This is a genomic window from Lacticaseibacillus sharpeae JCM 1186 = DSM 20505 (assembly GCF_001436225.1).
In the GTDB taxonomy this organism is placed as follows: domain Bacteria; phylum Bacillota; class Bacilli; order Lactobacillales; family Lactobacillaceae; genus Lacticaseibacillus; species Lacticaseibacillus sharpeae.
Genome location: NZ_AYYO01000030.1, coordinates 88,579 through 115,248, shown reverse-complemented (window position 1 = coordinate 115,248; position 26,670 = coordinate 88,579). Strand labels below are relative to the sequence as shown.

General features: G+C 53.4%; 27 protein-coding genes. 7 read left to right on the top strand and 20 right to left on the bottom strand.

Features of this window, described 5'->3' with window-relative positions; all coding sequences use genetic code 11:
* Positions 1-488 precede the first annotated feature (488 nt).
* From FC18_RS07180 to FC18_RS07150, 7 genes are all read right to left on the bottom strand, one after another.
* Positions 489-2,645 (bottom strand): LTA synthase family protein, encoded by a 2,157-nt coding sequence (locus FC18_RS07180; protein WP_056975883.1) that lies wholly within the window; start codon positions 2,643-2,645, stop codon positions 489-491.
* A 229-nt stretch (positions 2,646-2,874) separates the two neighbouring features.
* Positions 2,875-3,129 (bottom strand): YkuJ family protein, encoded by a 255-nt coding sequence (locus FC18_RS07175; RefSeq protein WP_054677981.1) that lies wholly within the window; start codon positions 3,127-3,129, stop codon positions 2,875-2,877.
* A 98-nt stretch (positions 3,130-3,227) separates the two neighbouring features.
* Complete coding sequence (locus tag FC18_RS07170) at positions 3,228-4,265, bottom strand: lysylphosphatidylglycerol synthase transmembrane domain-containing protein (RefSeq protein ID WP_054677979.1); 1,038 nt, start codon at positions 4,263-4,265, stop codon at positions 3,228-3,230.
* Positions 4,266-4,274: 9 nt separating this feature from the next.
* Positions 4,275-5,342, bottom strand: coding sequence for a glycosyltransferase family 4 protein (locus FC18_RS07165; RefSeq protein ID WP_056975881.1), 1,068 nt, complete (start codon positions 5,340-5,342; stop codon positions 4,275-4,277).
* Entirely contained in the window at positions 5,339-6,562 is a 1,224-nt protein-coding gene (locus tag FC18_RS07160) for a glycosyltransferase family 4 protein (protein WP_054677988.1), read from the bottom strand. Before FC18_RS07160 ends, FC18_RS07165 begins: the two co-directional genes overlap by 4 nt.
* A gap of 257 nt (positions 6,563-6,819) precedes the next feature.
* Positions 6,820-7,248, bottom strand: coding sequence for a hypothetical protein (locus FC18_RS07155; protein ID WP_156660882.1), 429 nt, complete (start codon positions 7,246-7,248; stop codon positions 6,820-6,822).
* 223 nt (positions 7,249-7,471) lie between these two features.
* Entirely contained in the window at positions 7,472-8,347 is an 876-nt protein-coding gene (locus tag FC18_RS07150; RefSeq protein ID WP_054677975.1) for a LysR family transcriptional regulator, read from the bottom strand.
* A gap of 100 nt (positions 8,348-8,447) precedes the next feature.
* Here FC18_RS07150 and FC18_RS07145 point away from each other — a divergent pair, with 100 nt between their 5' ends.
* The 3 genes from FC18_RS07145 to asnA all read left to right on the top strand — a co-directional run bounded on the left by FC18_RS07145 (position 8,448) and on the right by asnA (position 11,066).
* On the top strand, positions 8,448-8,996 hold the full coding sequence (locus tag FC18_RS07145) for a chromate transporter (RefSeq protein WP_056975878.1): 549 nt from the start codon (positions 8,448-8,450) through the stop codon (positions 8,994-8,996).
* The gene (locus FC18_RS07140; RefSeq protein WP_056975875.1) at positions 8,989-9,540 is read left to right on the top strand and encodes a chromate transporter; all 552 of its coding nucleotides are present in this window, start codon (positions 8,989-8,991) and stop codon (positions 9,538-9,540) included. Before FC18_RS07145 ends, FC18_RS07140 begins: the two co-directional genes overlap by 8 nt.
* A 518-nt stretch (positions 9,541-10,058) precedes the next feature.
* A complete protein-coding gene (gene asnA / locus FC18_RS07135) occupies positions 10,059-11,066 on the top strand; it encodes an aspartate--ammonia ligase (RefSeq protein WP_054677972.1) in 1,008 nt (335 codons plus the stop codon).
* A gap of 41 nt (positions 11,067-11,107) precedes the next feature.
* Here asnA and FC18_RS07130 read toward each other — a convergent pair whose 3' ends face one another.
* The 5 genes from FC18_RS07130 to FC18_RS07110 form a co-directional block, all read right to left on the bottom strand.
* Positions 11,108-11,668, bottom strand: a complete 561-nt coding sequence (locus FC18_RS07130) for a histidine phosphatase family protein (protein WP_191983039.1) — start codon at positions 11,666-11,668, stop codon at positions 11,108-11,110.
* Positions 11,669-11,760: 92 nt separating this feature from the next.
* Positions 11,761-12,162 (bottom strand): arsenate reductase (thioredoxin), encoded by a 402-nt coding sequence (gene arsC, locus FC18_RS07125; protein ID WP_054677966.1) that lies wholly within the window; start codon positions 12,160-12,162, stop codon positions 11,761-11,763.
* A 12-nt stretch (positions 12,163-12,174) separates the two neighbouring features.
* On the bottom strand, positions 12,175-12,780 hold the full coding sequence (locus FC18_RS07120; RefSeq protein WP_054677965.1) for a YitT family protein: 606 nt from the start codon (positions 12,778-12,780) through the stop codon (positions 12,175-12,177).
* A gap of 88 nt (positions 12,781-12,868) precedes the next feature.
* Complete coding sequence (locus FC18_RS07115; RefSeq protein ID WP_056975873.1) at positions 12,869-14,215, bottom strand: hypothetical protein; 1,347 nt, start codon at positions 14,213-14,215, stop codon at positions 12,869-12,871.
* Positions 14,216-14,476: 261 nt separating this feature from the next.
* The gene (locus FC18_RS07110) at positions 14,477-15,331 is read right to left on the bottom strand and encodes a patatin-like phospholipase family protein (RefSeq protein WP_056975871.1); all 855 of its coding nucleotides are present in this window, start codon (positions 15,329-15,331) and stop codon (positions 14,477-14,479) included.
* Positions 15,332-15,622: 291 nt separating this feature from the next.
* On the opposite strand from FC18_RS07110, the gene msrA reads away from it, so the two are divergent.
* A complete protein-coding gene (gene msrA, locus FC18_RS07105; RefSeq protein WP_054677960.1) occupies positions 15,623-16,429 on the top strand; it encodes a peptide-methionine (S)-S-oxide reductase MsrA in 807 nt (268 codons plus the stop codon).
* Between the two features lie 161 nt (positions 16,430-16,590).
* On the top strand, positions 16,591-17,967 hold the full coding sequence (locus FC18_RS07100) for an MFS transporter (protein WP_056975869.1): 1,377 nt from the start codon (positions 16,591-16,593) through the stop codon (positions 17,965-17,967).
* Between the two features lie 38 nt (positions 17,968-18,005).
* On the opposite strand, the gene FC18_RS07095 is transcribed toward FC18_RS07100, so the two are convergent.
* The 8 genes from FC18_RS07095 to FC18_RS07060 all read right to left on the bottom strand — a co-directional run bounded on the left by FC18_RS07095 (position 18,006) and on the right by FC18_RS07060 (position 24,968).
* The gene (locus tag FC18_RS07095; RefSeq protein WP_054677959.1) at positions 18,006-18,866 is read right to left on the bottom strand and encodes an aldo/keto reductase; all 861 of its coding nucleotides are present in this window, start codon (positions 18,864-18,866) and stop codon (positions 18,006-18,008) included.
* Between the two features lie 132 nt (positions 18,867-18,998).
* On the bottom strand, positions 18,999-20,903 hold the full coding sequence (locus tag FC18_RS07090) for a copper-translocating P-type ATPase (protein WP_056975867.1): 1,905 nt from the start codon (positions 20,901-20,903) through the stop codon (positions 18,999-19,001).
* 27 nt (positions 20,904-20,930) lie between these two features.
* Complete coding sequence (locus FC18_RS07085) at positions 20,931-21,203, bottom strand: cupredoxin domain-containing protein (RefSeq protein WP_054677955.1); 273 nt, start codon at positions 21,201-21,203, stop codon at positions 20,931-20,933.
* Between the two features lie 24 nt (positions 21,204-21,227).
* Positions 21,228-21,596 (bottom strand): cupredoxin domain-containing protein, encoded by a 369-nt coding sequence (locus tag FC18_RS07080; RefSeq protein ID WP_054677952.1) that lies wholly within the window; start codon positions 21,594-21,596, stop codon positions 21,228-21,230.
* Positions 21,597-21,611: 15 nt separating this feature from the next.
* Positions 21,612-22,049: a CopY/TcrY family copper transport repressor gene (locus FC18_RS07075; protein ID WP_056975864.1), complete on the bottom strand. Its 438-nt coding sequence runs from the start codon at positions 22,047-22,049 to the stop codon at positions 21,612-21,614.
* 133 nt (positions 22,050-22,182) lie between these two features.
* On the bottom strand, positions 22,183-22,860 hold the full coding sequence (phoU, locus tag FC18_RS07070) for a phosphate signaling complex protein PhoU (RefSeq protein ID WP_056975862.1): 678 nt from the start codon (positions 22,858-22,860) through the stop codon (positions 22,183-22,185).
* 194 nt (positions 22,861-23,054) lie between these two features.
* On the bottom strand, positions 23,055-23,819 hold the full coding sequence (locus tag FC18_RS07065; RefSeq protein WP_054677950.1) for a sulfite exporter TauE/SafE family protein: 765 nt from the start codon (positions 23,817-23,819) through the stop codon (positions 23,055-23,057).
* A gap of 81 nt (positions 23,820-23,900) precedes the next feature.
* Positions 23,901-24,968, bottom strand: a complete 1,068-nt coding sequence (locus FC18_RS07060; protein WP_056975860.1) for a hypothetical protein — start codon at positions 24,966-24,968, stop codon at positions 23,901-23,903.
* Between the two features lie 123 nt (positions 24,969-25,091).
* Here FC18_RS07060 and FC18_RS07055 point away from each other — a divergent pair, with 123 nt between their 5' ends.
* Both FC18_RS07055 and FC18_RS07050 read left to right on the top strand, forming a co-directional pair.
* Positions 25,092-25,907, top strand: a complete 816-nt coding sequence (locus FC18_RS07055) for a MerR family transcriptional regulator (RefSeq protein WP_054677948.1) — start codon at positions 25,092-25,094, stop codon at positions 25,905-25,907.
* 70 nt (positions 25,908-25,977) lie between these two features.
* Positions 25,978-26,661 carry a DUF554 domain-containing protein gene (locus FC18_RS07050; RefSeq protein ID WP_056975857.1) on the top strand — a complete coding sequence of 228 codons (684 nt, stop codon included), beginning with the start codon at positions 25,978-25,980 and terminating at the stop codon, positions 26,659-26,661.
* Positions 26,662-26,670: the final 9 nt, after the last annotated feature.

Sequence of the window (26,670 nt, the reverse complement as noted above, 5' to 3'; positions counted from 1 at the left end):
ATTAAGCTGAAGAACCTACATTTATACGAAACTTTGTTCAGTTTTCAAGGAACCACGTTTGACAACTTGATGATAATACCAAGTTTGTCATACGCTGTCAAGCAACAATTGTAATCAATTACCTGTTGGCTTTTGATTACCGCGTCGCTAACAACAAGAGATATCTTACCAGCTACATTCGCCACGGTCAAGGCGTTAATTCAAGCTCCGCATAACTGAATACGAATTGCATCTGAACGATTGGTCTAAATGTGCGCATGTAGTTCGTGAATACGGACAGTACGTAACCGTGTTCACGTGACTGATTGGGTAAAACACGAACCTTGTGTGGCAAAAAGAATTTTTCAAAAGAATTTATTAACCCAACCTTGGCGCAAATATGGGCACATTACCTCTAAGAAGGCGACAAATCAAAGCGCACGCAATGCCGCGACTGGTACAAAAAAGCCGTCCACTAATTGTGGACGGCTTGATTACCGGTCAGCGAATTACTTGGCGCTCGATTTTTTCGAAGCAGACTTCGCGGACGAAGCAGAGCTAGAGCTACTGCTGTCACTACTACTATCCTTACTGTTCTTACCCGACTTGAGTTCAGGCGCGTCCGTCACGTACTCGTCAACGGTAGACTTGCCCTTGTTCTTCGCGAGGAGGCTGGTGCCCTTCTTCTGACTCTTCTTAAGTTCATCTTCGGAGGTCTTCAACTTGTAACTGTAATCACTCGCATCAACCTTGGTGTAACCTGACGGCTTGTAGAAACGCAGAAGATCCCCGTTCACAACCCGGTCAGACAGCGACAGAACGGTCGTTACTCGGTTAACCGCAGCGTTTTCCGCCTTCTCCTGAGCTTCCGTTGGGTGCTTAATCCGTTCACCCGTCTTGGTATCGTACAAATGATTACCAACCTTGGTGAGTTCAGGTGTGACAAAGTTCCCACTTCTGAAGGCAACAGTCTGATTGCGATTCTTAGCAAGCAGGTCTGAGCCAAACATCAGGTATTGCGAGTCCTTCACCCCAAGCAAGTTGAGCAGCGTTGGCATCACGTCGATTTCGCCACCATACGTGTGGTTAATGCCACCCTTGAGCCCAGGCATGGTAAACATGAGGGGCACGCGTTGCTGCTGGGCATCGTTGTATTCATTGTAGCCTTTAATCTTCAGCAGCTTAGCCATCGCTGGGTTGTGGTTAGACGACACCCCATAGTGGTCCCCATAGAACATGACCATTGAATTCTTCTCCAGCCCGGTCTTCTTCAGCCAGGCCATAAATTCACCAATGGATTGGTCCAGGTAGTGCGCAGTCTGCAGGTAACCGTCGACGGTCTTATCGCCCGTGTCGGTCTTGGGAATATCGGTAACGTTCTGCTTGTCCAGTGGGTATGGGTAGTGGTTGGTCAGGGTGATCATCTTGGCGTAGAAAGGCTGTGGCAACTGTTCAATATATTGTGCCGACTGCTTGAAGAAAATTTTGTCCTTAAGCCCGTAACCCATGTCGTAGTCGCTCTTCACGTCATAGTAGCTCTTACTGAACCAGTAGTCGTAGCCCCACTGCTTGTACGTATTGTCCCGGTTCCAGAAACTACCTTTGTCCCCGTGGAACGCCGCGGTGGTGTAACCGTCTTGATCAAGAATCGATGGCACCGCCTCGAAAGTGTTACTACTACCAAGGTTACTCATGACGGAGCCTTCAGACAGCCCGTACAACGAGTTTTCCAGCATCAGTTCGGCGTCGGAGGTCTTCCCCTGTGCCACCTGGTTGAAGACATTGTCAAAAGCCAGGGTGTTGCTGGAGTGGTAAATCTTGTTCAGGTTCGGCGTAACTTCCTTGCCTTCATACTTAAAGTCAATCAGGAACTGCTGGAAACTCTCAAGGTGAATGACAAAGACGTTCTTCCCCTTAGCCACACCCGTGTACGAAACGTTGGCGGGCACGTGGTTGTTCTTAATCCACCGTTTGACACTCTTCAAGTCGCTGGCGGACGCCTTGGCCCGCACCGCACTAGTCTGGGCTGTCCGCACGCCATCGTACACGGTGTAGACGTTCAGACCCAAGTACTTAACGATGTAGTTACTGTCAAAGGTCCGGGTCAGCAGTCCAGAGCGGTCGTGGTAGGCCATGGACAGGTTAGCGCCAAACAGCACCACCGCAAAGGCCGTGACCAGCATGGCAAACCGCTTCTTGATGGGCCGCATGTCCATCTTGATGTACCGCACAACCAGCAACACAATCAGAATCAACACATCGAGGAAGATCAAAAAGTCACCCGGCTTGATGATTCCGGCAATCGCAATGCTTAAATTGCTCGATACTGAGCTACTCCCCTTCATGAGTGCGAACGTCATGAAGTCGGAGAACTCACGGTAATACAGGACGTTAGCGAACAGCCACGTACTGGTAATCGCGTCCACAATCACCACTGCAATGTAGGACTTGCGCCCCGTCATGTACAGCGCTATCCCGAATAGCAGGAGTGTTGTTGGTAGCGGGTTGATTGCGAGTAGCATCTTCTGGAACGCGCCATCAACTCCCAGGGAGAACCTGGTATTGTAGACCCAAAGTGTCTTCGCCCAGAACATTACTATTGCGAGCACAAAGAATCCTAGCCGCGAGCTTAAGACTGCGCGAATTCTACTGCCAACTTGCTTCATCGGTGAACCTCCAACATAATCTAGTTTCAAAATTAGTCTACATGTAAACTTTCCAAATAACAATTTAGGTTGCAAAAAGAGATAATAACTTAAAGAAAAAGACACAGAGCTGTGCTATCCTGCCCCACAAAAAATGCGCGGCGACATTATCGCGAGCGCAATGCAACCATCCCACAAAAAAAGGGCGAGCGAATAGGCCCAACCCCTTTATTGTTTTAAATGTGAATCACTAGTCTTCGTTAATGTCTGTCCCGTCATCAAGGAGGTCAAAAATCTCCATTGCGACAAGGTCAATGTTGTCGAACTGGAACGTCTGGTGATCAGCTAGTTCTTCAAGTTCAAATGTTTCTGTCTTTGGGTCATACGTTACGAGACCGCGTTCGGCACCGTTCTTTTCAAAACGACGCGTCTGAACCTCAGTGGAGTCAGAGTCTTGCATTGCCTCGAGACGCTTGATGATTGCAACGAGTTGTGAGCCTTTCATGGGAGTGCCCCCTTCTTTTATATCCGGTATGAGCATACCACGGATTCACGGTTAATGCCGCAAAATTTCCCTAGTTTGTGCGAAAAATTCGGATTTTTTTACGAAATTTGCTTCTTGTCCTTCAATTGTTTGCCGTGGTGCGGCTGGAAACCAACTGCCACCACTCCGCAAATCATGCCCAGGTAGTAGGTGAGCAGCCGCCATAACAGCATCGCCAGCACCAGCTGCGCGGGGTGCGGCATGAAGGTGGAAAAAATCTGGCTGAAGCTGTATTCGGCGCCCCCACTGCCCCCAGGAATTGGGAACAATGACACAATCATCACGATCATCACGTGCATCACAAGCACGCGCAAGAAATCGACGTGCTGTACGTGCAGTGCGAGCAGGACGAAATACGGAACGCTGTAGTACATCAGTAGCTGCACGAGGGTGAGGATGCTGGCCCGAATGACCTTCTTCTTCTCCCGCTTAAGGTGCAGACTCTCCTGATAGAACGTGTCGATTTTCTCCTCAGCGCGCGCACCAATCTCGTGGCGCCGCTTCTGGCCGAGAATCCAGCCGACCGGCACCATCGCGATGGCGACCAAGCGTTTGGTGAAGCCGTATCGGTACATCACGAGCAATAACCCCGCGATGACGGTCACGTGGATGACCATGCCGAAGATGATGAACCACTTCAGCGGCCCCAGCTGGTCGGCAATGTAGTGGAACCCTACCGCAATGGTCAGGATAAAGTTCACGAGCACCATGAACTGGTACACCACGAACTTCATCAGGAGCACGGAGCTGGCCCGGCCACCTTCAATCCCGCTTTGCATGAGGGCAAAAAGCTGGGCGGGCTGGCCCCCAGTCGAAAACGGGGTGATGGCGTTGAACAGTTGCTCAACCAGCGGTACACGGACCGCTTCCCTAAACAGCAGTTGCTCGTGCTCCTGCTTCAGGAACACCTGGACAATCACCGTTTCCACCAGCCAGGAACCGAACATCATCAGCATCCCCACCAGAATCCACCACCAGTTGATCTGGTTAAACTGGTGCACCAGGTGGCGAATGTTGGTATTACGCAGCTCCCAAGCGAAGATGCCCACGCCAAGCAAAAGCATAATGAATGCTGCTATTTTGTTTTTGCGTGACATGACTTCTCCCTACTTCTTTCCCGCTTTTTTCTTATCCTTTTTCTGTTTCTTCAGGTGCTGAATGTGCGCTTGTTCCGTGTAAAACTTCTCCCAGACGTGGGCCAAGTGTTCTTCAGAATATTCATTCGTGGCTTCAGCGCTCAAGTCAGCGTAGTGCTGCAGTTGGTCGGGGTTGTCCTTCAACTGACGAATCTTCGCGTTCATGTCGAGCATGTCGTCTGCTTCCACGGCGTACGGTTCAATAATCTGGTCGTACAAATCCAAGCTGCGCACCATGACTGGCGTGTGGGTCGCAAAGGCCTCAAGCACCGTCATCGGGAACAATTCCTCGTATGATGGCAGCAAGAATAGGTCCGCCACGTTGTAGTAGTGAATCATCGTTTCCCGGGGAATAATATCCGTGAACGTCAGGTTTGCTGGCGGGTTTGCCACTTCCTTCTTCAGGTGGCTATAACCGTTCGTGATGGCGCCAAAGGAGAAGCCTCCCGCCCAGATGAACTGAATGTCTGGGTTGCGCTTGGCTAATTCGATGAAGTCATCAATCCCCTTACGTTCCTGCACCTGACCGGCCCCGAACACAACGAAGGCGTCTGGCGCAATGCCGAGATCTTCTCGCAGTTGCTGGTTGCGCTCCTTGGTTTCGGGGTGGAAAGTCTTGGTGGCCACGAAGTTCGGAATGTAGGTCACGGTATCAGGGTCAATCCCGTACGCGGCCAACCGCGGAATGAAATTCGGGTTGACCACCACGAGATGGTCCATGCGTTTGTAGAAGGAAATCACGTACTTGTCCAGGCTCACGCGCGCCACTGCAGGCAGGGTCAGGCTGGAATCGAGCGTGTCAGGCAAAAAATGTACGTAGCCAATTTTCCGCCCGCGTTTTGGTGCCCAGGTAGACAAGAAAAATTGGGGATCAATCGTGTGGTAGTGGCTGATATTGCTGCGCCCGTAATCGTTGACCTTAATCTTGAATTCGTTGGGGAAGTACTTCCGCAGCAACCCCATAAGTTCAAGATATGCTGAGCCAACGCCTTGACCCGCAACCTTATCGGCAGAACTGAACATATTGATGCTAATCATTCTTCTTCTTTCCCCCATACGCTCTGCAGACGCAGCGTCTTGGCAAATGAACGTGACGACAGCTTTTCTTCCAGCGTCTCGTCATAGTAAACCTGGGCGTCCTCGTAGAACTTAACGATGCGATCACCAAAACGGTCCGCCGAAATCGCGTCCAGCTTGGCTTCGCGCGCCGTTGCGTCACTGTATTCGTCTGCATGCGTTAGGTACTCGACTGCCAGTTGGGCCATCTCGGTCGTGCGCGTAAACGTGCGGCCGATCGTTGGGTCATCAAGCAGTGCGTTCGTGTAATCACCGGCCAGTGCCAGCACCTTCGTCCCCGCCGCCATGGCTTCAAGGTAGGTCAAGCCCTGCGCTTCCGAATCACTAGCGGACATGAAGATGTCGGCAGCCCGGTAGTACAGCGGCACTTCGTCGTGATCCACTTCACCAATGAAACGGATATGGTCCGTCAGCTCCAAAGATTCCGCCTGTTCTTCCAGGCTTTCGCGAGCTGGGCCATCACCAACAACCAGCAGCACCGCATCCGGCACCTGCTTCAAAATCCGCGGCATCGCGTCAATTACACGGTCAATCCGTTTTTCAAACGCCACCCGGGACAGCGAAATGAGAACGGGCACGTCGGTGAGCCCCAGTTCCGCCCGCACATCGCGGTTGCTGTGGTTCGCGTAGGCGTTAAGCTCAATCCCGGTTGGAATCACGCGGATTGGTGCGGTTACGCCGTAGCTGGCCAGCTTCTCCAGCACCCGATCACTGGGCGCCACCACGCCGGCGTCATTGTGGACAAAGGCCCGCGTCATCTGGCGCACATGGTATGGCCGCAGCAGATGGCCGTTAAGCACGTAATGCAGATAGTCTTCATACATCGTGTGGTAGGTATGTACCGTGGGGATGTGCATGTTCCGCGCCACGAACTTACCGATGAAGCCGATGGAAAATTCGGTCTGTGTGTGGACAATGTCCAGCTTGAGGTCCTTGGCCACCTGCAGCGCGTGGAACAGGCCGCGCACAGCAATCCGCCGGTCCTTGAACGACACGAAGGCCACACTCCCGAAGCGGAAGATGTTCGGTTCAACCGCATCTTCGGGCACGTGCGGATCTGTCGTTGTAAAAATGTAGACAGAATGCCCGCGCGCTTCCAACTGATCCTTCAATGTCTTGATGGATGTTGCAACCCCGCTAACCTGTGGGAAATAACTGTCGGTAAAAATACCAATGTTCACCTGACTCACTCCAAACTCGTCAAGAATAGCTTAATTATAAAGATTCACGTAGGCCGATGCAATTTTATACTGGCAAACGTTAAAGATACACAAGAATCTTCCTGCAAATAATGGCAACTTGTTTCAACACTTTTTATATTGCGCGTTTTTTTACCCCCGCACATCGGTCCATGGGCCCATATTATGTCACACATGGTATTAAATTCGCTAGTAAATGCAAAAGCGGCGCAGCATTTCTGCTCCGCCTGCTTGTTACTTTAACGATAAATGGCGCGCTGATACTTGGCGAACCAAGCCTTGGCCATCCCGTAATCGGCCACCAGTAGCAGCTGACTCTTGCTGTAAACCCGCTTGTTTTGGCCCACATAATAGGTGCGTGCGGAATTGGCATCAGCTTGGCTACTGAACTTCAATAACATCATGTTCGTCTTCGTGCCGCCGACAAAAGTAACGCCGCTGGTGGCTTTAACCGCACTCGGCAGGTTAGTCGCGTTCGTCACATTCTTCACCGGTAAGCCCCGTTTTTTGCAGTCGCTGAGCAGGTCCCGCGGCGTGCGCTTGCTCGCCTGCGTAGTGGTTGTACTACTGGAACTAGATGCGGACTGCTTCTGCACGCCACACCCCGTAAGCAGCGCGGTGAGCGCCAGCGCCCCAAGCACTGCTGCAACATTTTTCTTCATCATCATTGCCCCTCTACATTTGCTGTGAATAGCATAGCAAAGTATCCGTGTTCCCGAATGCGACTTTGGGTGGAAATTTCGGTCCTAGTTTTTTTCGTGTTCATCGCGCCAGGTGCTACCAATCATGGCGATGGCTAGTGTTAGCGACCACAGGCACATCTCAATGCGGCCGAAACCCCGCTACTGACAAATAGTTCCGTGAACCGCAAAAAAAGCAACCCAATTCAGGCTACATTCCCGCATCGCGAAAGCACGCCACCAAGTCCGCCAACACGGGGGAATCCCCCTGCCCCGCCAAACTAATCGCGTAGTTCACCGTTTCCAGCGGCGCACCAGGCAGCGTGCACTCGGTCAACGCGCCCGCTTCGACGTACGGTTTGGCCAGCGGCTCCGGCAGCACGGTGAGGCCCATCCCGGCCACGGCCGCGCCAATCAGCACCTGCGTGTTGACACTTTCCAAAACCGGATCCACGGCCACGTTCAGTTGGTGCAGCCGCTCGTCGAAGTGATCCCGGAGCGTACTGCCCGCTTCCCGCAATAACCACGGCAATTCAGGCAACTGGCTGGCCAGTATCGTAGACGCCCCGTTATACTTGCTCGGCGCCCCGAAGACACCGAGCCGGTACACCGACAGCTTAGTGGTCTGAAACGCATTGCTCTGCGCGTTGCCCTCAACGAAGGCCACGTCGATATCCCCGCGTACCAGCCTATCTTTGATTTGCCGCACATTCTCAGCGTAGACGGTCAGTGGCGTCTGCGGGTGCAACTGCTGGAACCGTGCCACCGCTTGGGGCAGCACCAGTTGGCCAATCGTAAGGCTCGTCCCCACCCGCAGTGGCAGCTGCCCCGCTTGCTCTTGACCGAACGCCTGCAGTTCGCCGTAATCGCGCAATAATTGCAAGGCGCGGAGGCGAAAAGTGCGCCCGGCGACATTCAGGTGCAGCCGGTTATCAACGCGGTCAAATAGATGCACCCCGATGCTGGCCTCTAACTCGCGGATGGCCTTGGAGACCGCGGGTTGCGACAGATACAGTTCCGTTGCCGCCCGCGTGATACTCCCGGTTTCGGCCACCACCCGGAAAATTTCTAACTGGCGAATGTTCATGTCCTGTGCTCTCCTTAACCTTTTAGTTATGCTAAGTGTACAAAACATACATTTTTAGTCAAGCTCCATCCAGGCTACAATATAGGTGGAGGATGATTGCATGCACAAAAATTGGTTACTCTTCAAAATCTACCTAATCGCCGGCACATTCACCTTCTCGGGTGGTCTGGCAATGCTACCGCTGATTGAACGGGAGGTGGTGCACAAACACCACCTGATGACCAAGGCGGAACTATACGAATACAGCACCCTGGCGCAAACGCTACCCGGGGTCATTGCGCTGACCAACGCCTTTTTGGTCGGCCGCAAAATTAATGGGCGCGTGGGCATGTTCGCCGCCGGGCTCGGAGCCATTCTACCGGCATTCATCTTGATGTCCCTGGCAACGACGGCCTACCAGATGATTCCGCAATCCGGCGTGACCCTCAGCATTTTGAGTGCCGTGCGTGCTGCATCCGCTGCGTTCCTGTTCAGCGCGGCGTACAGCCTGGCCAAGTTCAACCTCACTGACTGGGTGACCATCACCGTCGCGCTGGTCTGCTTTGGCCTGACCGCGTTCAGCTTAGTTGGCGCCCCGACCATCATTGTCGGCGCGGGCATCCTGGGGGTTGCACTCACTGCGCAGAAACGGAGGGGTAAGCATGCTTAACGTCATTTTAGCGTTCCTGAAAATCGGTTTTCTGGGGTTCGGCGGCGGATACGCAATGCTGTCCCTGATTTTTGCTGAATCCGCGCGTTTTGGCCTCACCGTGCAACAATTCGCCGACCTCAACGCGCTGGACGGACTCATCCCCGGACCCATCGCGATTAACTCCGCCACGTATATCGGCCAGATGTACGGCGGCTTCTGGACGGGGGTCGCTGCGACCCTCGCCGTCTGCGTTCCCTCACTCGTGTTCGTGCCGCTGTACATGCACTTCGAGGCCAAAATCAAAAGTAACTGGGTTCTCACCGGGATTCTGAACGGCATCAAGCCCGCGGCGGTCGGCCTGATTCTCGGCGTGGCGCTCAGCCTGCTGCTGGTGACCGTGTTCGGCGTCAGCAACATCCACGTGTGGACGCACGCCCATCTCGACTGGGTCAGTCTCATCGTGCTCGTCCTGGTGCTGGGCATCGACCTCAAGTGGCACGTCAACCCGCTGTGGCTGATGTTACTGGCCGGGGTGATTGGCGCGGTGGCATACTATATCTAACAGTCAGCGAAAAATATTTTGTCAAAAATTTGTTTCGCACCAAAACGCCGGGTTTAAGGCGTTTGCAGCCGGATACACGTTGCCAGCCAGCTGCCATTTTTACTAATTTGGCTCACATTGGGGTTTCACATTTTAGTTTTCCGTGCTAAGATAGCGCCAAGTTAAATATTTCAGCAACAAGCAAGAACAGTACACCTGCGACCTCTGCCAGTGACTTGGGAAATAGTGCGAACCCATCCAGATGTGTTGCCCGCCGAATAACCCTTGCTTATGCTTCTAACCCAAAAGGCACTGCCCGAGTAGGCTTAGACGTTACCGGAACGTTATCCTCGGCGGAGTATGTTAGTACTCTATGAGGTGGTTTATTTTAGATAAACAATTTGGGTGGTACCGCGATTAATTTCGTCCCGATGAACAGTTAAAAATCTGTTCGTCGGGACTTTTTTTATCCACAATAATCAAAGTCCCAATACCTCACGTTGTCCGTCACCCACATCACCAATCAAGGAGAAACCATTATGCAACTCATTATCCCAGATCACTACGACCCCAAATTGTCCATCCGCGAAACCCAGGAAGCCATCCGCTACATCCGCGAAACTTTCCAGGATGAATTCGGTAAGGAACTCAACTTGTCCCGGCTGTCCGCGCCAATGATGGTACCCCGGTCCACCGGGCTCAACGACAACCTGAACGGCTACGAACAGCCCGTTTCCTTCACCATGCAGGAAATCCCCGATGACACCATGGAAATCGTGCACTCCCTCGCGAAGTGGAAGCGCTGGACGCTCGGTCGCTACGGCTTCAAGCCTGGCGAAGGCCTCTACACGAACATGAACGCCATTCGCAAGGACGAAGAACTGGACAACATCCACTCCATCTACGTCGACCAGTGGGACTGGGAAAAGGTCATCACGCGCGAGCAGCGAACCATGGATACCCTGAAGGACACCGTTAAGCACATCTTCAAGGTCATCAAGCACATGGAACACGAAGTTTGGTACAAGTACCCCAAGGCCGTGCACCACTTGCCTGATGAAATCCACTTCGTTACCACCCAGGAACTGGAAGACCGCTGGCCCGACTACACGCCCAAGCAGCGTGAAGATGCCATCACCAAGGAACTCGGTTGTGTATTCCTGATGCAAATCGGGGGCGCCATGAAGTCCGGCAAGATTCACGATGGCCGCGCCGCTGACTACGATGACTGGAGCCTGAACGGGGATATCCTCTTCTGGTACGAACCGCTCCAGCACGCCCTTGAGATTAGCTCCATGGGTATCCGTGTGGACAAGACGGCGATGGCCAAGCAGTTGAAGATTGCCGGCCAGGAAGACCGTCTCGCCCTGCCATTCCACAAGGCCATCATGGCCGAAGAGCTGCCATTCACCATCGGCGGTGGGATTGGTCAGTCCCGTCTGTGCATGTTGCTGCTGGGTAAGGCCCACGTCGGTGAAGTGCAGGCCAGTGTTTGGCCAGAGAAGATGCTGAAGGAAACCGAAGCGGCTGGAATTCACATTCTGTAATCAAAAAAGTTCTCGCAATTGTGCGGGAACTTTTTTTGTGCCTAATGCAGCGGATGAATTATCTGCACCAGTTTGAACACCCCATCCGCGTAACTGAACTGCGCGATATCACAATTGTGCAAGCGGTTTTCGAAGCCTAAGTTGGCCCAGTGGTGCATGAAGGTCATCGTGGCGCCGGCGTGGCTGACAATCAAAATATTCTGACCGGGATCAGTGTCCACAATCGACTGCACGGCAGCGGTAATGCGCGCGTCCACCTGCTCATCGGTCTCCCCGCCATATGGGGCAAAGAAATCGCCGTATGGACGCGGTGGATTCAAGTATTCCGGCTGGCCTTCGAATTCGCCAAAACCGCGTTCACGCAGACCCTTCAGCCGCGTGTACGGCAAGTCCGTAATTAATGCGAGGGTGTCACTGGCACGCTCGGCGGTTGAACAGTAAGCCGCGTCGAGGTGCACATGGGCATCGCGAAAATACGCGGCAGCCTGCGTGGCCTGCGCGCGCCCATTTGCGGTCAGCGGCGAATCACACCAGCCCTGAATCCGGCGCTGGCGGTTAAACAGCGTTTCCCCGTGGCGCATTAAATAAATTGTCTTGGTCATAGCCAAAGCCCCCAATATCTGCATCTTTGCGTTTAGAATACACCCAATTAGGTCAAATATAAAACGCTATCATGTCTGAGTAATGGTGCTGTCTATTCGGCCAGTGCTTTAACCCGCCGTTCAATCTCATCACGCACATCCCGGAACACCTGCATAATTTCGGCGTCCGTCCCCTGCGCCTGGGCGGGGTCGGGCAACGGCCAGTGCCGGCGCTCAACCGTTGGCGGCGTCATTGGGCACTTATCCCGCGCATCCCCACACAGCGTAACCACCAAATCGGACGAGTTGAGGTAGTCAAGATCAATCAACTTCGACTGGTGCTGGCTAATATCAATGCCGACTCCCGCCATCACCGCAACCGCCTTGGGATTCAGGCCGTGCGTCTCCACCCCGGCACTGGCCACGCGCCAGTCAGGCAGATACTTCGCTGCGAAGCCCTCGGCCATCTGACTCCGACAAGAATTACCGGTACATAAGAAGTAGATTTGCCGCATATTGTTTTCCTCCTATTCGGTTGGTGCCGCCCATCTCCGCAGCATCAAGTTCAGTAAGTGCGAGTAAATGAAAGCAAAGATGAGGCCGTACACCACAGCCCACAACCCAAACGCAATGAGCCCAACGAGCAGGATGGCGTAATTGAACAGCCGGATGGTCGCCGCCAGATTCGTTTGCGGTCGGTATTTTTGGATAATGAGCGCGAACACGTCGACCCCCACCGTTGAGCTGTGCGATGACAAGCAAGCAAAATAGCCGAACGCAACCAGCACACTGGCAATCAGCAGATCCAGCAATGGCGTCACGTTCAGGCGCGTCGGCCACATTGAGAACAAGGTGAAGCTGATTGAGTACACAATGCTGCTTAGAAGTGATTTAACGAACACTTCCCGCCCCAGGAATATCAGCGTCAGGAGCAAGAGCCCGGCTAGCCACAGGTTATTGGCCATCGCAATGCTGATTGGGTAGTAGTGGTTCACAATTTGCGACAGACTGGTTACCCCACCATTAATAATATGATTGGGCACCATCCATTTGGCGTACCCTAGCGCCATCACCACGTTACCGACCACAATCAGCCCGACTTCCCGCAGTTGCCGTGCTTGTTTGCTTCCCATGATTCCTCCATTAATGAATTGATACTGTCAGTGTACTTGGCGGGGCACTAAAAAACCAGCCCGGAAAATTTCGGACTGGTCGCATAGATTATTTAGTTACCCCAGCGTTAACATAGCCAACCCACTTACTACCTGAGTACAGTGAGAGATAAGTACTACCATTTGCGCAATTGTACTTTACCTTAGCCGTCAACTTTTTGTTCTTATACTTAGTCGAAGTTCCACGCTTCTTGCCGAAGAAACTACCCCAGATTGTGTACCCGGCCTTCTTGATAGTCACAGTGTGTTTGTAGGTGATGGCAACTCCTTGCTGACCTGCAGCGGTTTTGGTGCCATTTTGGTTGATATAACCAAACCACTTACCCTTGCTATCATATAGAGACAAATACGTACTGCCAGAGAAATGATTGTAGACAGTCTTCACTTGGTACGTCTTTTGGTAATAATTCTTGGAGTAGTGCTTTACGTTCTTAAAGCCAAAGTCACTCCAAATAGTGTAGTTCTTGCTCGTCAGAGTAACGTACTTATTGGCGGAAATTGCACCACCTTGCTGACCGGAACCAACCTTAACCGCCTTTGCATTCACATATCCGAGCCATTTGTTCTTGTGATCATACAAAGACAGGTAGGTGCTACCGTTGCTGTGATTGTACTTAACTTTTGCCAACAGCGTCTTTTGGTACAGCTTATCAGTCGTCGTTTTCTTGGTCTTGAAGTCGAAGCCACTCCAAACTGCGTTGCCTTTCTTCGTCACGGTCACGTATTTGTTGTACTTAATCGCGTTGCCCTGGACCTTGGCCGCTAGCTTAGTTGCCGCTGGCTTGTACGCTGGTGCCTTACTTGCAGTTACGGCGCGATTAGCTACGTACCCAACCCACTTGCCGTTGCCATCATACAGCGACAGGAAAGCAAATGCAGAGTTATCCTTTTCGCGATAAATCACCTTGGCCAGATAAGTATTGCCCTTAATACTATTGGTATCACCAGTTTGTTTTTGATTGGTAAACACCGCGTAGTCCGAATAGGCTATTTTTACATATTTGTTGTACGCTGCTGCTTTTGCCATTGAATTAGGCATCGACGTACCATTTTTAAACATAGTAGTATATTGGAGCGGAACTACTTGATTATTAACAACACCAACTTCCACCTTGGAATGCATTACATTATGATAGCCAGATAGCGCAGGTACAGCTGCCTTCATAATTACAGATTGACTCTTTGCAGCTGTGACATTCTTGCCAATGACATAGGTGGTTTTTCCGGCTATATCTGAGTCCAAATGCACCTCAAACTTGCAACTGCCTGTGATTGTTGCATTTGTCGCCTGGACAACCTGGGGCGTTGAAGCATCCCCTAATGTTTGCGCAAAACCGATTGCTCCAGTTGCCGCCAATCCGGCAACTAATATTGCAGTAACTTTTTTCTTAAACATATTTTTTCCACTCTCCAATAGTTGAGCGTGGTCACTCGCGGTAAAAAAGTGCGCAAAAAACTCGGCCGCGGACAACTACGCATTTCAAGTTGTCATACATATACCATCCATCTTGTTGCATAAACGTAAATTCATTTTTAATAGATAGGTACCGTTCGCTCGGCCGAGTTTGTAAAAAATATCAACGTATACACACGTATTAAATCATAAAAAAAGTGATAGTACAATCACTATCACTCGTTGTCATGGAAATTACTCAGATTATTTAGTCAGGTAGCTCCGCAAATCCGGGATCAAGGCCTGCGTCTGCTCCAACCCCGTTTCGTACAGTGCTTCAAGCTTGTCGGTGTTGCCTTCCAGTCGACCCACCGTCACGGGTTCGGCTGGCGCGATGACGAACACTTGACCAGCTTCTTCCAGGTCATCGAGCTTGTCGGCCTGGCGGTTGTACATTTCGGGCCGGGCCGCAGCGGCCTTGACGAATTCGGGGTACTGGGCAAAAGCGTGCTCGTAGGCATACCGCAGCGGCGACTGCGTGCGGCGCTTGCGGTACTCACGCTCGCGGGTGCGAATCACCACAATCTTGTCAAAGCCGGCCAGCTGCGCGTATTCGAACGGAATCGAGTCAGCAATCCCGCCGTCGAGGCACAGCCCTTGGCTCGTCTTGGCGGGCGCCGAAATGAACGGCATCGAGGAGCTTGCTTTGAGCGTCTGCACCATCTCCCGCGCCACGGGGTGCTCGAAGTACACCGCCCGGCCGAGTTCCAGTGAGGTTGCCACAATCACGAACTTCGAGGCTGACCGCCGGTACGTGGTAGCGTCGAAATCCTCCCAGCCATCCCCGTGTGATTCAAACAGGTAGTCCAAGTTGATGATGTCCTGCCGGCGAAAGGCACGGCGGACCGAAATGTAGTTCTTATCGTGCCGGTACTGGGTGTTAATCATGTTCGTGCGGCCCCGCTGCTCCGAGATGTAGTTCGTCCCGCACAGCGCCCCCGCCGACACCCCGATGACCGTGTCGAAGTGGATGTCTTCGTCGAGGAATGCATCAAGTACGCCCGCAGTGTATTCGCCGCGCAACGCACCCCCCTCTAATACCAATGCTGCTTTGTACATATCCTCGTCGCCTCCAAAATCAATTGCATACCATTAATTAATGGCTTTAGGTTAACACATTTTGACCGTTGTGTAATTGGTCGATAGCCGAACTTTGTCCAAAATTAAACCGGCCAGACAAATTGTCAACAACCCAATTTGAGCACCAACCGGAGTAGCAAAAAGCCATCCTCCCTATTCCGCCACGAATGCGCCCAAGAATAATCTTGCGCAGTTCAATAAGCTTAATCGCTTACAATTAGTATGTATGTTTGCTATACTTTAGTTAGTAAACATCTGGAGGTGCGCCTTATGATCAAAATCGATCTGCCGCGCGTAATTGCCAGTCCCGGCACCCGCACGTTTGAGCGCGAACAACTCGTGCGGGCGCAATCGGCCCTGGACCGCGGTGAAAACCACAATCGTGTCCTGGCGCAGCTGGAAGCTAGTCTGCGGCCACTTGCGCTGCGCAATAACCTGACACCCGATGTTGCTGACTTGTATTTGCTGCTCATCCACGACCCGGCGGCCCAACAATTTGACTTCGCCGCCCACCGGATTAGTGATGTGCAACATCAAGACCGCGCCATCTTCGCCGGTGGCTGCTTCTGGTGCATGGTCGAACCCTTCGAGACCATGCCGGGGATTGTCTCCGTACTGTCGGGTTACACGGGTGGCACCACCGCACATCCCACCTATGAGCAGGTCAAAGGCGGCCACACTGGTCACGTGGAGGCCGTCGAAGTAATTTTCGATACGCGCCAGGTAACTTACGACCAGCTGCTGCAACTGTACTGGCAGCTCAGTGACCCCACCGACAACTCCGGTCAGTTCAGCGACCGCGGCGCTAACTACCGGCCCGTAATCTTCACTACCAGTGCGGCACAAATGGCGGCGGCAACTGCCGCACGCGCGCACTTAGCCGCGCACAATCCGTACCGCCAGCCCATCGCGGTGGATATCCGCCCCGCGACCACGTTCTGGCCGGCGGAAAACTACCACCAGCAGTTCTACCGCAAATTCCCGCAGCGGGCTAAGCACCTAGAACGTGAACGCAAGCAGTACTTGTTCTGGAAGCGGGTAACCGGCAAGCTGTTGCCCAAAATCACATCAGATTAATGTCACTACACGCGTCGGCCAAGAATGGCGGCGCATTTTTGTCTTCTCATCACATTCACCGCGCGAATGTTTTCAGACCGGTGCTATACTATTCTTAACAACTTTAATTGAAAGAAGTCCGTCAATTGTCTACTGCAAAGCCAGAACATTCAGAAAATCCCATGCTGGTCGTGACCGCCGTTGCGCTCATGTCCTTCATGGGTGTACTCACCGAAACATCGCTGAACGTCAGCTTTCCGGCTCTCATGCGTCAGTTCCACGTCAGTCTCAGTACCGTCCAGTGGGTGACCGCGGGTTACCTGCTGACGGCCGCGCTCGTCATGTTGACGTCCGCGTACATGAAACGCCGCTTCACTAACCGCAACCTGTTCGTGGCCTCCGCGCTCATGTTCATCATCGGGGACATCATCTGTGGCCTCGCACCGGCGTACTGGCTGCTGCTACTCGGGCGCCTGATTCAGGCCGGTTGCGTGGGCCTGTGCACGCCGCTCATGGTCAACATCATCTTGGATGTGGTCCCGCGACACAAACTGGGCACCTACCTCGGCATCGCCAACTTAATCATCCTAGTCGCCCCTGCCCTCGGCCCGACGTTCGGCGGGACGGTCGTCGCCTTCATGAGTTGGCGGATGATTTTCTGGATTCCACTACCATTTGCCGTAATTATCCTTTTAATTGGTCAAGCACAAATTAAACAGTACACGCCGACGCAAAAGTACGCGTTCGACTGGTTGCGCTTTGCGGTGCTGGCGGTCGGATTAATCTGCCTGATTGTCGGTCTGAACGCGTTGGGGGCAAACAACTGGCTCGAGTTTGGGCTGCTTCTGCTGGTCACACTGGCTTCCTTTGCCATCTTCTACCGCCTGTCGTTGCACGCAACGCGCGAACTATTCTCACTGGATGTGTTCAAGGACCCCGCCTTCCTATATAGCTTTCTGCCTTACATCTGCCTGCAATTCGCCAACGTCGGCATTAACTTTTTAATCCCGAATTACACCCAGGCCGTCTTCATGGCTAGCTCCTTAATCGGCGGGTTGGTGCTGCTGCCCGGTAGCCTGTTCAACGGCTTCGGTCAACCCGTTTACGGCTGGATGCTCGACCGGTTCGGGGGCAAATTGCCGCTGTATCTCGGTGCGAGTCTCTTCACGGTCGCGCTGCTGTACATGGCAGTCGTCGGCTCCGGCATGGGCGTTTTGGGCATCACCCTCGCCTACATGATTTTCGCCATGGGCCGCTCGATGGCATTCGGTAATTCGGTGGCGTATGGGCTCAAGCACATTGACCAGAAGTTGCAAAACGACGCCAACGCCCTCTACAACACGGGCCAGCAAGTGACCGGGGCGATTGGGACCACGGTACTGGCCCTGATGATGGGTTCCGTGCACCGCGCCGGCAACACACACGCACAGAACGTCGCTAGCGGCAGCAGTCACGCATACATCATGCTGACGGTGCTTGGGATCATCATTCTGTTGCTATTCCACAGGCTACTGAACTTGCGGGATGCCAAGGCGGCCAGTACGAACATCGATAAATAAAAAATTGGCGCCACGGTTAACAAACCGTGACGCCATTTTTATTCATGTTTACCTGCCGGGTCAATCGCCAGCAATCGTTCAATTAATTGCGGCGAATTAACCGCACCCGGATCATCAGGATACCGATCAAGCCGCGCTATCTCGGCAATTTCTGCCTCAGTGAGGTCAAAATCCGTAGCCGCTAAGTTTGCATCCATTCGCTGACGGTGCACAGACTTTGGAATCACAATGATGCCCTGCTGGGTCGCCCACCGCAAGATTACTTGCGCCGTGGTAACGTGATGCCGCGCTGCAATTGTGGTGATTACCGAGTTAGAGAAAATTCCATCCCGTCCCTGTGCGAACGGACTCCAGGCTTCAATTACGGTGCCCAATTTTGCCGCCGTCTTCCGGGTCGCTCGCTGTTGCCGCCAGGGATTCAGTTCGATTTGGTTCACAGCCGGCACAACGCCGCTAAACTGTGCCAAATCATAAAGACGCCCGGCGTTAAAGTTCGACACGCCAATGCTGCGGATGTAGCCAGCCTGTTGCATCTCGGTCAAGGCCCGCCAAGCCCCGTAGTAATCCCCTAGCGCTTGGTGCAATAGATACACGTCAATGTAGTCAACACCAAGGTGATTCAAACTGCGTTGGACCGCAACTTTCGCACCCGCATAGCTTGCATCTGTCGGCCATAGCTTGCTAGTTAGAACAATTTGTTCACGTGGCACGCTACTTTGGCGAATCGCCCGGCCAACACCTTCTTCGTTGAAATAGCCCGCGGCCGTGTCAATCAGGCGGTACCCAGCGTCAAGTGCCTGACTCACTGCTTCCCGCGCCGCCTCTTGCTGCCAAATTTGAAACGTCCCAAAGCCAATTAACGGCATCTCGACGCCGCCCCGTAATGTTGTTGTCCGCATGTTCGTGACCACCTTTCACCCCAGATGTTAACGCGGAAATGTGAAGATGTTGTGCGGCTGGGTTAAAACGTTGCCGGATATTTAAAAAGCACTGCAAATCAGCAATTAGCGATTTGCAGTGCTTTGCATAAATTACAACCGCGCTTTGTTCAGCAGCACCGAGCTGGTGACCACGGACAGTGACGAGAACGCCATTGCCAGTCCTGCCAGTTCCGGACTGAGGGTGAGGCCCGCGGCGGCGAATACCCCGGCGGCGACCGGAATCCCGAGCACGTTGTAGATGAACGCCCAGAACAGGTTCAGCTTGATGCGGTTGAAGGTCTTCTTGCTGAGGGCCAGCGCCGTATCGACATCGCGCAGGTCGTTTTTCACCAGCACAATGCCCCCTGATTCAATGGCGATATCGGTCCCGGAACCCATCGCAATCCCAACGTCGGCTTGCGTTAGTGCGGGAGCATCGTTAATCCCGTCACCCACGAACGCCACTTTATTCGTCTCCTGGAGTTGCTTGATGTGATCTGCCTTGTCGCCGGGCAGCACGTCGGCGACCACGTCATCAATGCCAACCTGATCGGCGATGGCGCGGGCAACCCGCTCGTTGTCCCCCGTCAACATGACCGTCTTCAGACCGCGGGCATGCAGCGAGGCAATCGCTTCTTTGGATGTTGACTTGGGCGCGTCCTGAATGGCGATGAGGCCAATCACTGCACCGGCACGGCCAACTAGTACCACCGTTTTAGCTTCATTCTGCAGTTCAACCATCTTGCTCTGTAAGTCAGCACTAATCTGGTAATCCTGCAGCAGTTTGGTGTTCCCAACGAAGGCTTGCTTGCCGTCGACAGTTGCCTGCACCCCTTTGCCTTCAACCGCTTTAAAGTCCGCGGCCACGGGAATGTCGCGTTTATCCTTAGTGGCACGGGCAGTGATGGCCGCGGCCAGCGGGTGCTCAGAGGCTGCTTCAAGGCTAGCCGCAACGCGCAGCACTTGATCCGCATCCCCAATAATATCGGTCACAGCAGGCTTCCCCACCGTAATCGTCCCGGTTTTGTCGAAGACGACCGTATCAATGTCGTTCACGCGTTCGAGTACTTCACCGTTCTTGATGAGAATCCCCATCTTCGCCGCCCGGCCGGTACCGACCATGAGCGCAGTTGGGGTTGCTAGCCCGAGAGCACATGGGCAGGCAATCACAACCACAGAAACCGCGTAAATCAGGCTGCTGGCAACCGTCGCGCCGAGGAAGACGTACCAAATGAGGAAGGTGGCCAGCGCAATAATCATGACGGCAGGGACGAAAATGTCAGAAACCTTGTCCGTCAACTTCTGAATTGGCGCGTGGCTGGTCTGCGCCTTCTTCACCATTTCCACAATCTGGGCCAGCAGAGTGGCATCCCCCACCTTCTCGGCGCGGAACGTGAAGGTCCCAGTGCCGTTGATGGTGGCGCCAATCACCTTGTCGCCGGCCTTTTTGGTCACCGGCATACTTTCACCAGTCACCATGGACTCGTCGATGGTTGAAGTCCCATCAACAATTTCCCCGTCGACCGCAATCTTCTGGCCTGGCCGCACGCGGATAATGTCGCCGGCAACCACTTCAGCCAGTGGCACACGGACAACTTGGCCGGCGCGCACGACCTCCGCGTCCTTGGCCTGCAAATCTACCAGCTTCTCCACGGCACTCGATGCGTTGTTGCGCATGCGCTCCTCGAAGACTTGGCCGAGCAAGACGAACGTAATCACGAACGCAGCGCTCTCGAAGAACACGGGCTGACTAGTCGCCATTGCGTAAATACTGTAGACGTACGCGGTGACCGTCCCGATTGCAACCAGTGTATCCATGTTGGAATGGTGCTTCTTAAAGGAAGCCCAGGCACTGGTGATGAACGGCCCGGCGGCAACAATCATAATAATTGTGGTCAAGACCAGCTGCACCCACTCACTGCCATGAATCATGACGCCAAACGGCATGAGCAGCATGTTCACAACCATCGGAATGGACAGGATTAGCGCAATCCAGAAGCGTTTTGTCACTGACATATTTATTCCCCCACTTTCCGGCCGTGCTTACTTAACGATGACCTTACCAAAGAACATGTCCATACCGCAGCTGAAGCTAAATTCACCGGCCTTGTCCGTGGGTACCGTCACCGTCTGCGGCTGGTTCAGTGGCAGGTCGGTGTTGAACCCTAAGTCGGTGCTGTGGACCACGTCCAAACACCCCTGCGCGTTGGTGCGGTTAAAGGTGATGGTTGCGGGCACGCCTTGCTGCAATTCAACCCTTTCCGGATTGTAACCCCCGGCGACCTCGACGTTTACGTTCTGCTTTGCTGTTGTCATGTTGAAATCCTCCATATTTGTCTGCTATTTAATAATTAATTTGCCGTGGAACATGTCCATGCCGCAAGCCCAGCCGTATTCGCCCGGCTTGCTGGTGTCGATCGTGATGCTCTCCGTTTCACCCTTGGGTAACTCGCGGTTAATCCCGAAATCAGGGAATACCACGTGGTCCAAACAGGTGGACGGGTCGGTGCGCGTGAAGTTGAGCGTTGCGGGCACGCCCTGCTTCAGCTCAACCACTTCGGGCGAGTAACCGCCCTTAACCGTGACGTCCACGGTTTGTGTAGCGCCAGTCATAGTTGCCGCCGCGCTTTCGGCCTCGTGCTTCCCGAAGAACCACCACACAATGAGACCGATAATGATGATGCCAATGATTAATACTAAAATCCGCATAATTACCACTCTCCTTTACATCGCGCAGCAGCCATCTTCGGGCCCTAAGCAGTCGCACGCTACCTGCTTGGGTGCGTCCGGCAACTTGGCTGCAAGCATGGCCTGCATGCTGCGGATGTCGTCTTGACTCAGTTCGGTGTGGGCGATTAAATTATTAATCACTGCACCCTTTTTCATCGCACACAGGTGATCGAACAAGTCGGTCGTCGTTTCGTTCATCGCCGTCTTCTCGTCAATCTGGGCGACATAGATGAACTTGCGCCCGTCCGCCTCAGTGGCGAGCATGCCTTTCTTCACCAAACGCCGCAGCAAGGTCTTGACGGTTGATTCCGTCCACTCGCGCTTGGCCTGAATTGCCGCAATCACTTCACTGCTGCCCAAGCTGCCCTTTGTCCAAATAATGCGCATGACTTCCCATTCTGCGGGGGTCATGTCCGTTGCGTTCACTGCCATGCTGATTCCGCCTTTCGTTTACAACTGTCATCCTCATTTATGATACTACGCCCGTCGTTTACACTTGTCAACGTAAATTACAAAAAAATTCCGGCAACCCCAATCGGATTGCCGGCCTGCCTGCAGTCTGTTGCTAAAAATCATCGTCATCCGTGCTCGAATTCAACTCAACCACCTTGCCCGTCTGCAGGTACACAATCCGCTCACATACATTGGTGGCATAATCGGCAATGCGCTCGAGGTAAGTGGCAACCTGCAAGTAATCCGGCCCAAGCTCCACCGCATCCTGATTCTGCAACATCCATTCCAGGCTCGCACGGTAAATGGCGGTCTTGTCGCGGTTCACGCGGTGGTCGCGTGCGGCCACGCGCCGCGCACCATGGGCGTCCACGTGCACGTACGCGTCCAGCACCCCGTCCTGCATCTGGCGCACCACCGCAAACATTGCGCCAATTTGGCTTTCGATGGCGAACACACGCGGGGTGTCCGGCATACGCAACGTCACTTTGGCAATCGCCACCGCGTGGTCCCCAATTCGTTCGAGGTCACTGCTTGATTTCATTGCCGCCACTACCTGCCGCAAGTCACTAGCCATTGGCTTCCCCAGCGCAATTAGCTCCAGACATTTTTGTTCCAGCTGCATCTGGCGCGCATTCACCTGCTGATCGCCGGCAATCACTTCCGCCGCCAGCCGCTTATCGTGGTTCGTGAATCCCTGCACAGCACGGTAGACCGCCACGTTCACCATCATTCCGAGCTCCAGGAACTGCATTTCGAGTGCCCGTAATTTTTGCGTAAAATCTTCGTTCATCACCATTACTCCTTGCACCCGTATGAATTTTTCTATATTTCCAGCCTAGCAAGTAAATGTAATGACCACGTAAAGGTTAGTACCACATGGTGTAAAAGTTATGTAAGTTCAGTGATGCACTAAAAAACGATACGCCCAGAAGTCATCTGTGCATACCGTCGCGCGCCAAACTTATTAACTTGTTGATAACCAGTTCACCCGAAGTATGCCGTGACGAACAGGTACCCCGCCAACACGAACGCCCCGATAGCAATCGCCGACCGCAATAAGCGCGCCGGAATGTGACGGAACCAGATTGGCCCGATGTAGCCACCGATGAAAAAACCAATCCCGAGCGGCAGCACGTACTGCCAGTACACCTTGGTGTTAAAGGCATAGATGATTAACGAAATAATATTCGTCAGCAGCGAGGAGAAGTTCTTAATCGCGTTATTAACGGGAAACGGCAGATTATTGGTCACCGAAAGCAGTGCCAGCAGAATGATTCCCGCCGAAGCGCCAAAGTAGCCAATGTACAGGCCCACCCCGAAGATGGCCACCAGGCGGCCGAACTGTTGCCAGCCCGTCAGCACGTGCGCACGCGCCTGCACCGGCCGCCGGTTTGCGACCACCATCAGAATCCCGGCAAAGGCAATAATGAACGGCACCACTTTCTCAAAGGAAGACGCCGGCGCCTTGACCAGAATGTAACTACCGACGATACCGCCGACCAAGCTAGTGAGCGCCACCTGCAGGGTCATGCGCGGTTCGTGGCGCAGCTCCTTGGTCGATGACGCACCGGCACCAACACCGGTGAAAATCAGCGCGGCGGTATTCGTCACGTCCGCGTTCACCGGCGGCACCCCAAGACTCAGCAGCACTGGGTACGAAAAGATCGAGCCCATGCCTGCCATGGAGCTGGTGAGTCCCGACGCAACGCCGGCGACCAACAGGTAAATAATAATTAATAAACTGTGCACAACTATCAGGACCTTAGTTTCAGTTATTCACAGATTAGTATATACCTATCCACTAATGGTGCGTAAGCTGTGCCTAATTCTTCAGAAACGAATCTCCGTCACAAACTGCAGCTGCCGGTGGTAATCGAGCTCGACAAAATCGGTCGGCCGCACATCACCGGGCTTCTTCTGGAAGTAGTCAACGCCCGCCACCTGCAGCATCTTGTAGACAAACTGCGAGCAGAACATGATGTTTTGGCGCATTGAACGCTTGGTCACGAGACCGAGAATGTTGTAGGCACTGCCAGTCAGATTAATCTCGCGAATCGTGTTCAGTACCTTCTCCTTCTGCGCGCGCGTCACGGGCAGGCGGTACACGAGCACGGAAGCATCCGCTTTTTTATGGAATTCCTCCACCATTTCTGGATTCAGACCCGGTGGATAGACGCGTTCGCCCCCGTTGTAACTGATGATGGTCGTGAGGTCCGCATCGAAACTGAGCGACGCGTGGTTGAACTGCTTCTGCGTGAACAATGAAATCAGCTCACTGGCCGGGCTACCAGTGTTAGAAATCACAAGGTACAAGAATGGATCGGTCAAACTTTCTTCCGCCCGCAGGAAATAATCCTGGCTGAGTGAACCTTCATTGATGTAGCGGGTCGCGCTGTGCCGGTGCAGGTCAGACATGATGTCCTTGACGTTATCCACCGACAAAATATTCTTCACCCGGTCGGCCCCCGCAAGTGCGTGCCGCAATCGCGCCTCATTTTGCTTGAACTCCGCGAAACTAATCGTCGCCATCTGCCCGAGTTTCGGCAGGTAGAACCGGTCGTTGTTCGTGCGCGTCACCAGGAATTCCACCATGAACGGCACTAGCAAGAAGATGGCCGCAAGCAGGCGCACCACCACGGCCTCAACGGTCAATACCGGACTCATGGCAGACGCGAAGAAGACGATTTGCATCACCATGATGGTCAGGTACGCCAGGCATAAAATAAATTTTAGCCCCCGGGGATAGCGCCGCATCACCAGCACTTTGGCCATCAGGAAAACCGCAATGCTGACGGCGCCGAGAATAAATAGGCCCGGCGTTCCGAAGACCGCTAAGCTTAGTAATATCAGGATTTCAATCCGGTTAATCAACCGCTGATAGTTAAAAATATCATTCATGAACGTATGTACTCCACTTCGTCATAATCCCCAACTATTGAGATTAGCATATGTACAAGAATATTAATATTAGACTAAGGTCGCAAACGTGCAATAACAGAAGAAAAATGCGGAGGAAACGCCATGTCTAATGTTGCGCACACACCTGAATTCACCATCGGCCAGATGAGCCAGTTGCACCACATCCCCGTCAAGACGCTGCGCTACTATGACGAAATCGGGCTGTTTGCCCCTCACCGCACCGACGCGCGCACCGGCTACCGCTATTACGTGGCCGACCAGTTCGAACTTCTGAACACGATTCACTACCTGCGGACCCTGGGTATTCCCATCAAGGAAATCAAACAACATCTGGCCGCACGCAATCTGGACGCTTTTTTGAGCCTACTGACCAATCAACTCGCCGCCACGCAGGCCCAAATCAAGGCGCTACAGCACACCGCCGCCCGCTTTGAAGCCCGCATTGACGCCATCCACAAGGCACGCAACATCACGGCACTCGATCAGCCGCAGCTAATTAGCCGTCCGCGCGAACCAATCGTGCTCCTGCAAGACCAAATCCACACCAACAGCGAGATTGAGCTTGCCCTACGTCAGCTCGGCAATGACAGCGGCGAACCCGACAACCTGTTCATCGGCAACATTGGCCTCACTATCAGCCAGGACAACCTGCTGAATGGCAAATTCGCCACCTTCAGCAGCATCTTCATGACCGCCACCGCGCCAAGTGCCCTCAGCATCCCCGCAGGTCAGTTCGTGCGCATCGTGTACAACGGCGACCACCAGGTGAATGCCCCACGCTATCGCAAAATCTTGGCGTACATTGCGGCGCAAAATCTCACTGTCACTGGCGACGCGGTGGAACGCACCATCATCGACCACTACATCTCTGCCGATCCCGCCGACTACCTGACCGAAATTCTGGTGCCGGTTAAATAATTCGTTGACCCTCCAGCTACTAGAAGGTTTATCATGGAAACATCAACTTTCGCCAAATGGAGGACAAGACATGTTAGGCACACTATTCAACACCGGCATGATTATCGCCGGTAGTCTAATCGGCGCACTACTGGGCAAGGGGCTCAAAAAGGAATACCACAAAGCAATGATGACCGCGATGGGGCTGGCGGCCCTCTTCATCGGCATCAAAACCGCTTATTCTGCGGCGGTGAAGAGTCACTACCCCGTCCTGTTCATCGTCAGCCTGGCCATCGGTGCCCTTATCGGCCAGGCATTGCACATTGACGACCACTTCAACAACCTGCTAAACCGCTTCGCCAAAAAAGAATCCGGCTTGCAGCAGGGTCTGTCCACCGGGATTTTGCTCTACTGCATCGGCACCCTCTCGATTGTGGGCCCGATTGAGGCGGCGATGACCGGCGACATCACGATGCTACTGACCAACGGGATGCTGGACGGAGTGACCTCGATGGTGCTAGCGTCGACGTTTGGCGTGGGGATGGTACTCGCCGCGCCCGTGCTGTTCTGCTGGCAAGGCGGCATCTACCTCATCGCCACGCTGCTCCAAGGCGCCATCAGCAACACGATGATCACCGAGGTTTCGATTGTCGGCGGCATTCTGATTATGACCAGCGGCCTGACCATCTTGAACATCAAAAAAATCAGCACGCTCAACCTCCTGCCCGCACTAGTGGTGCCCGTGGTCGGTGTCCTGATTATGGGGCTATTTTAAAATTAACGG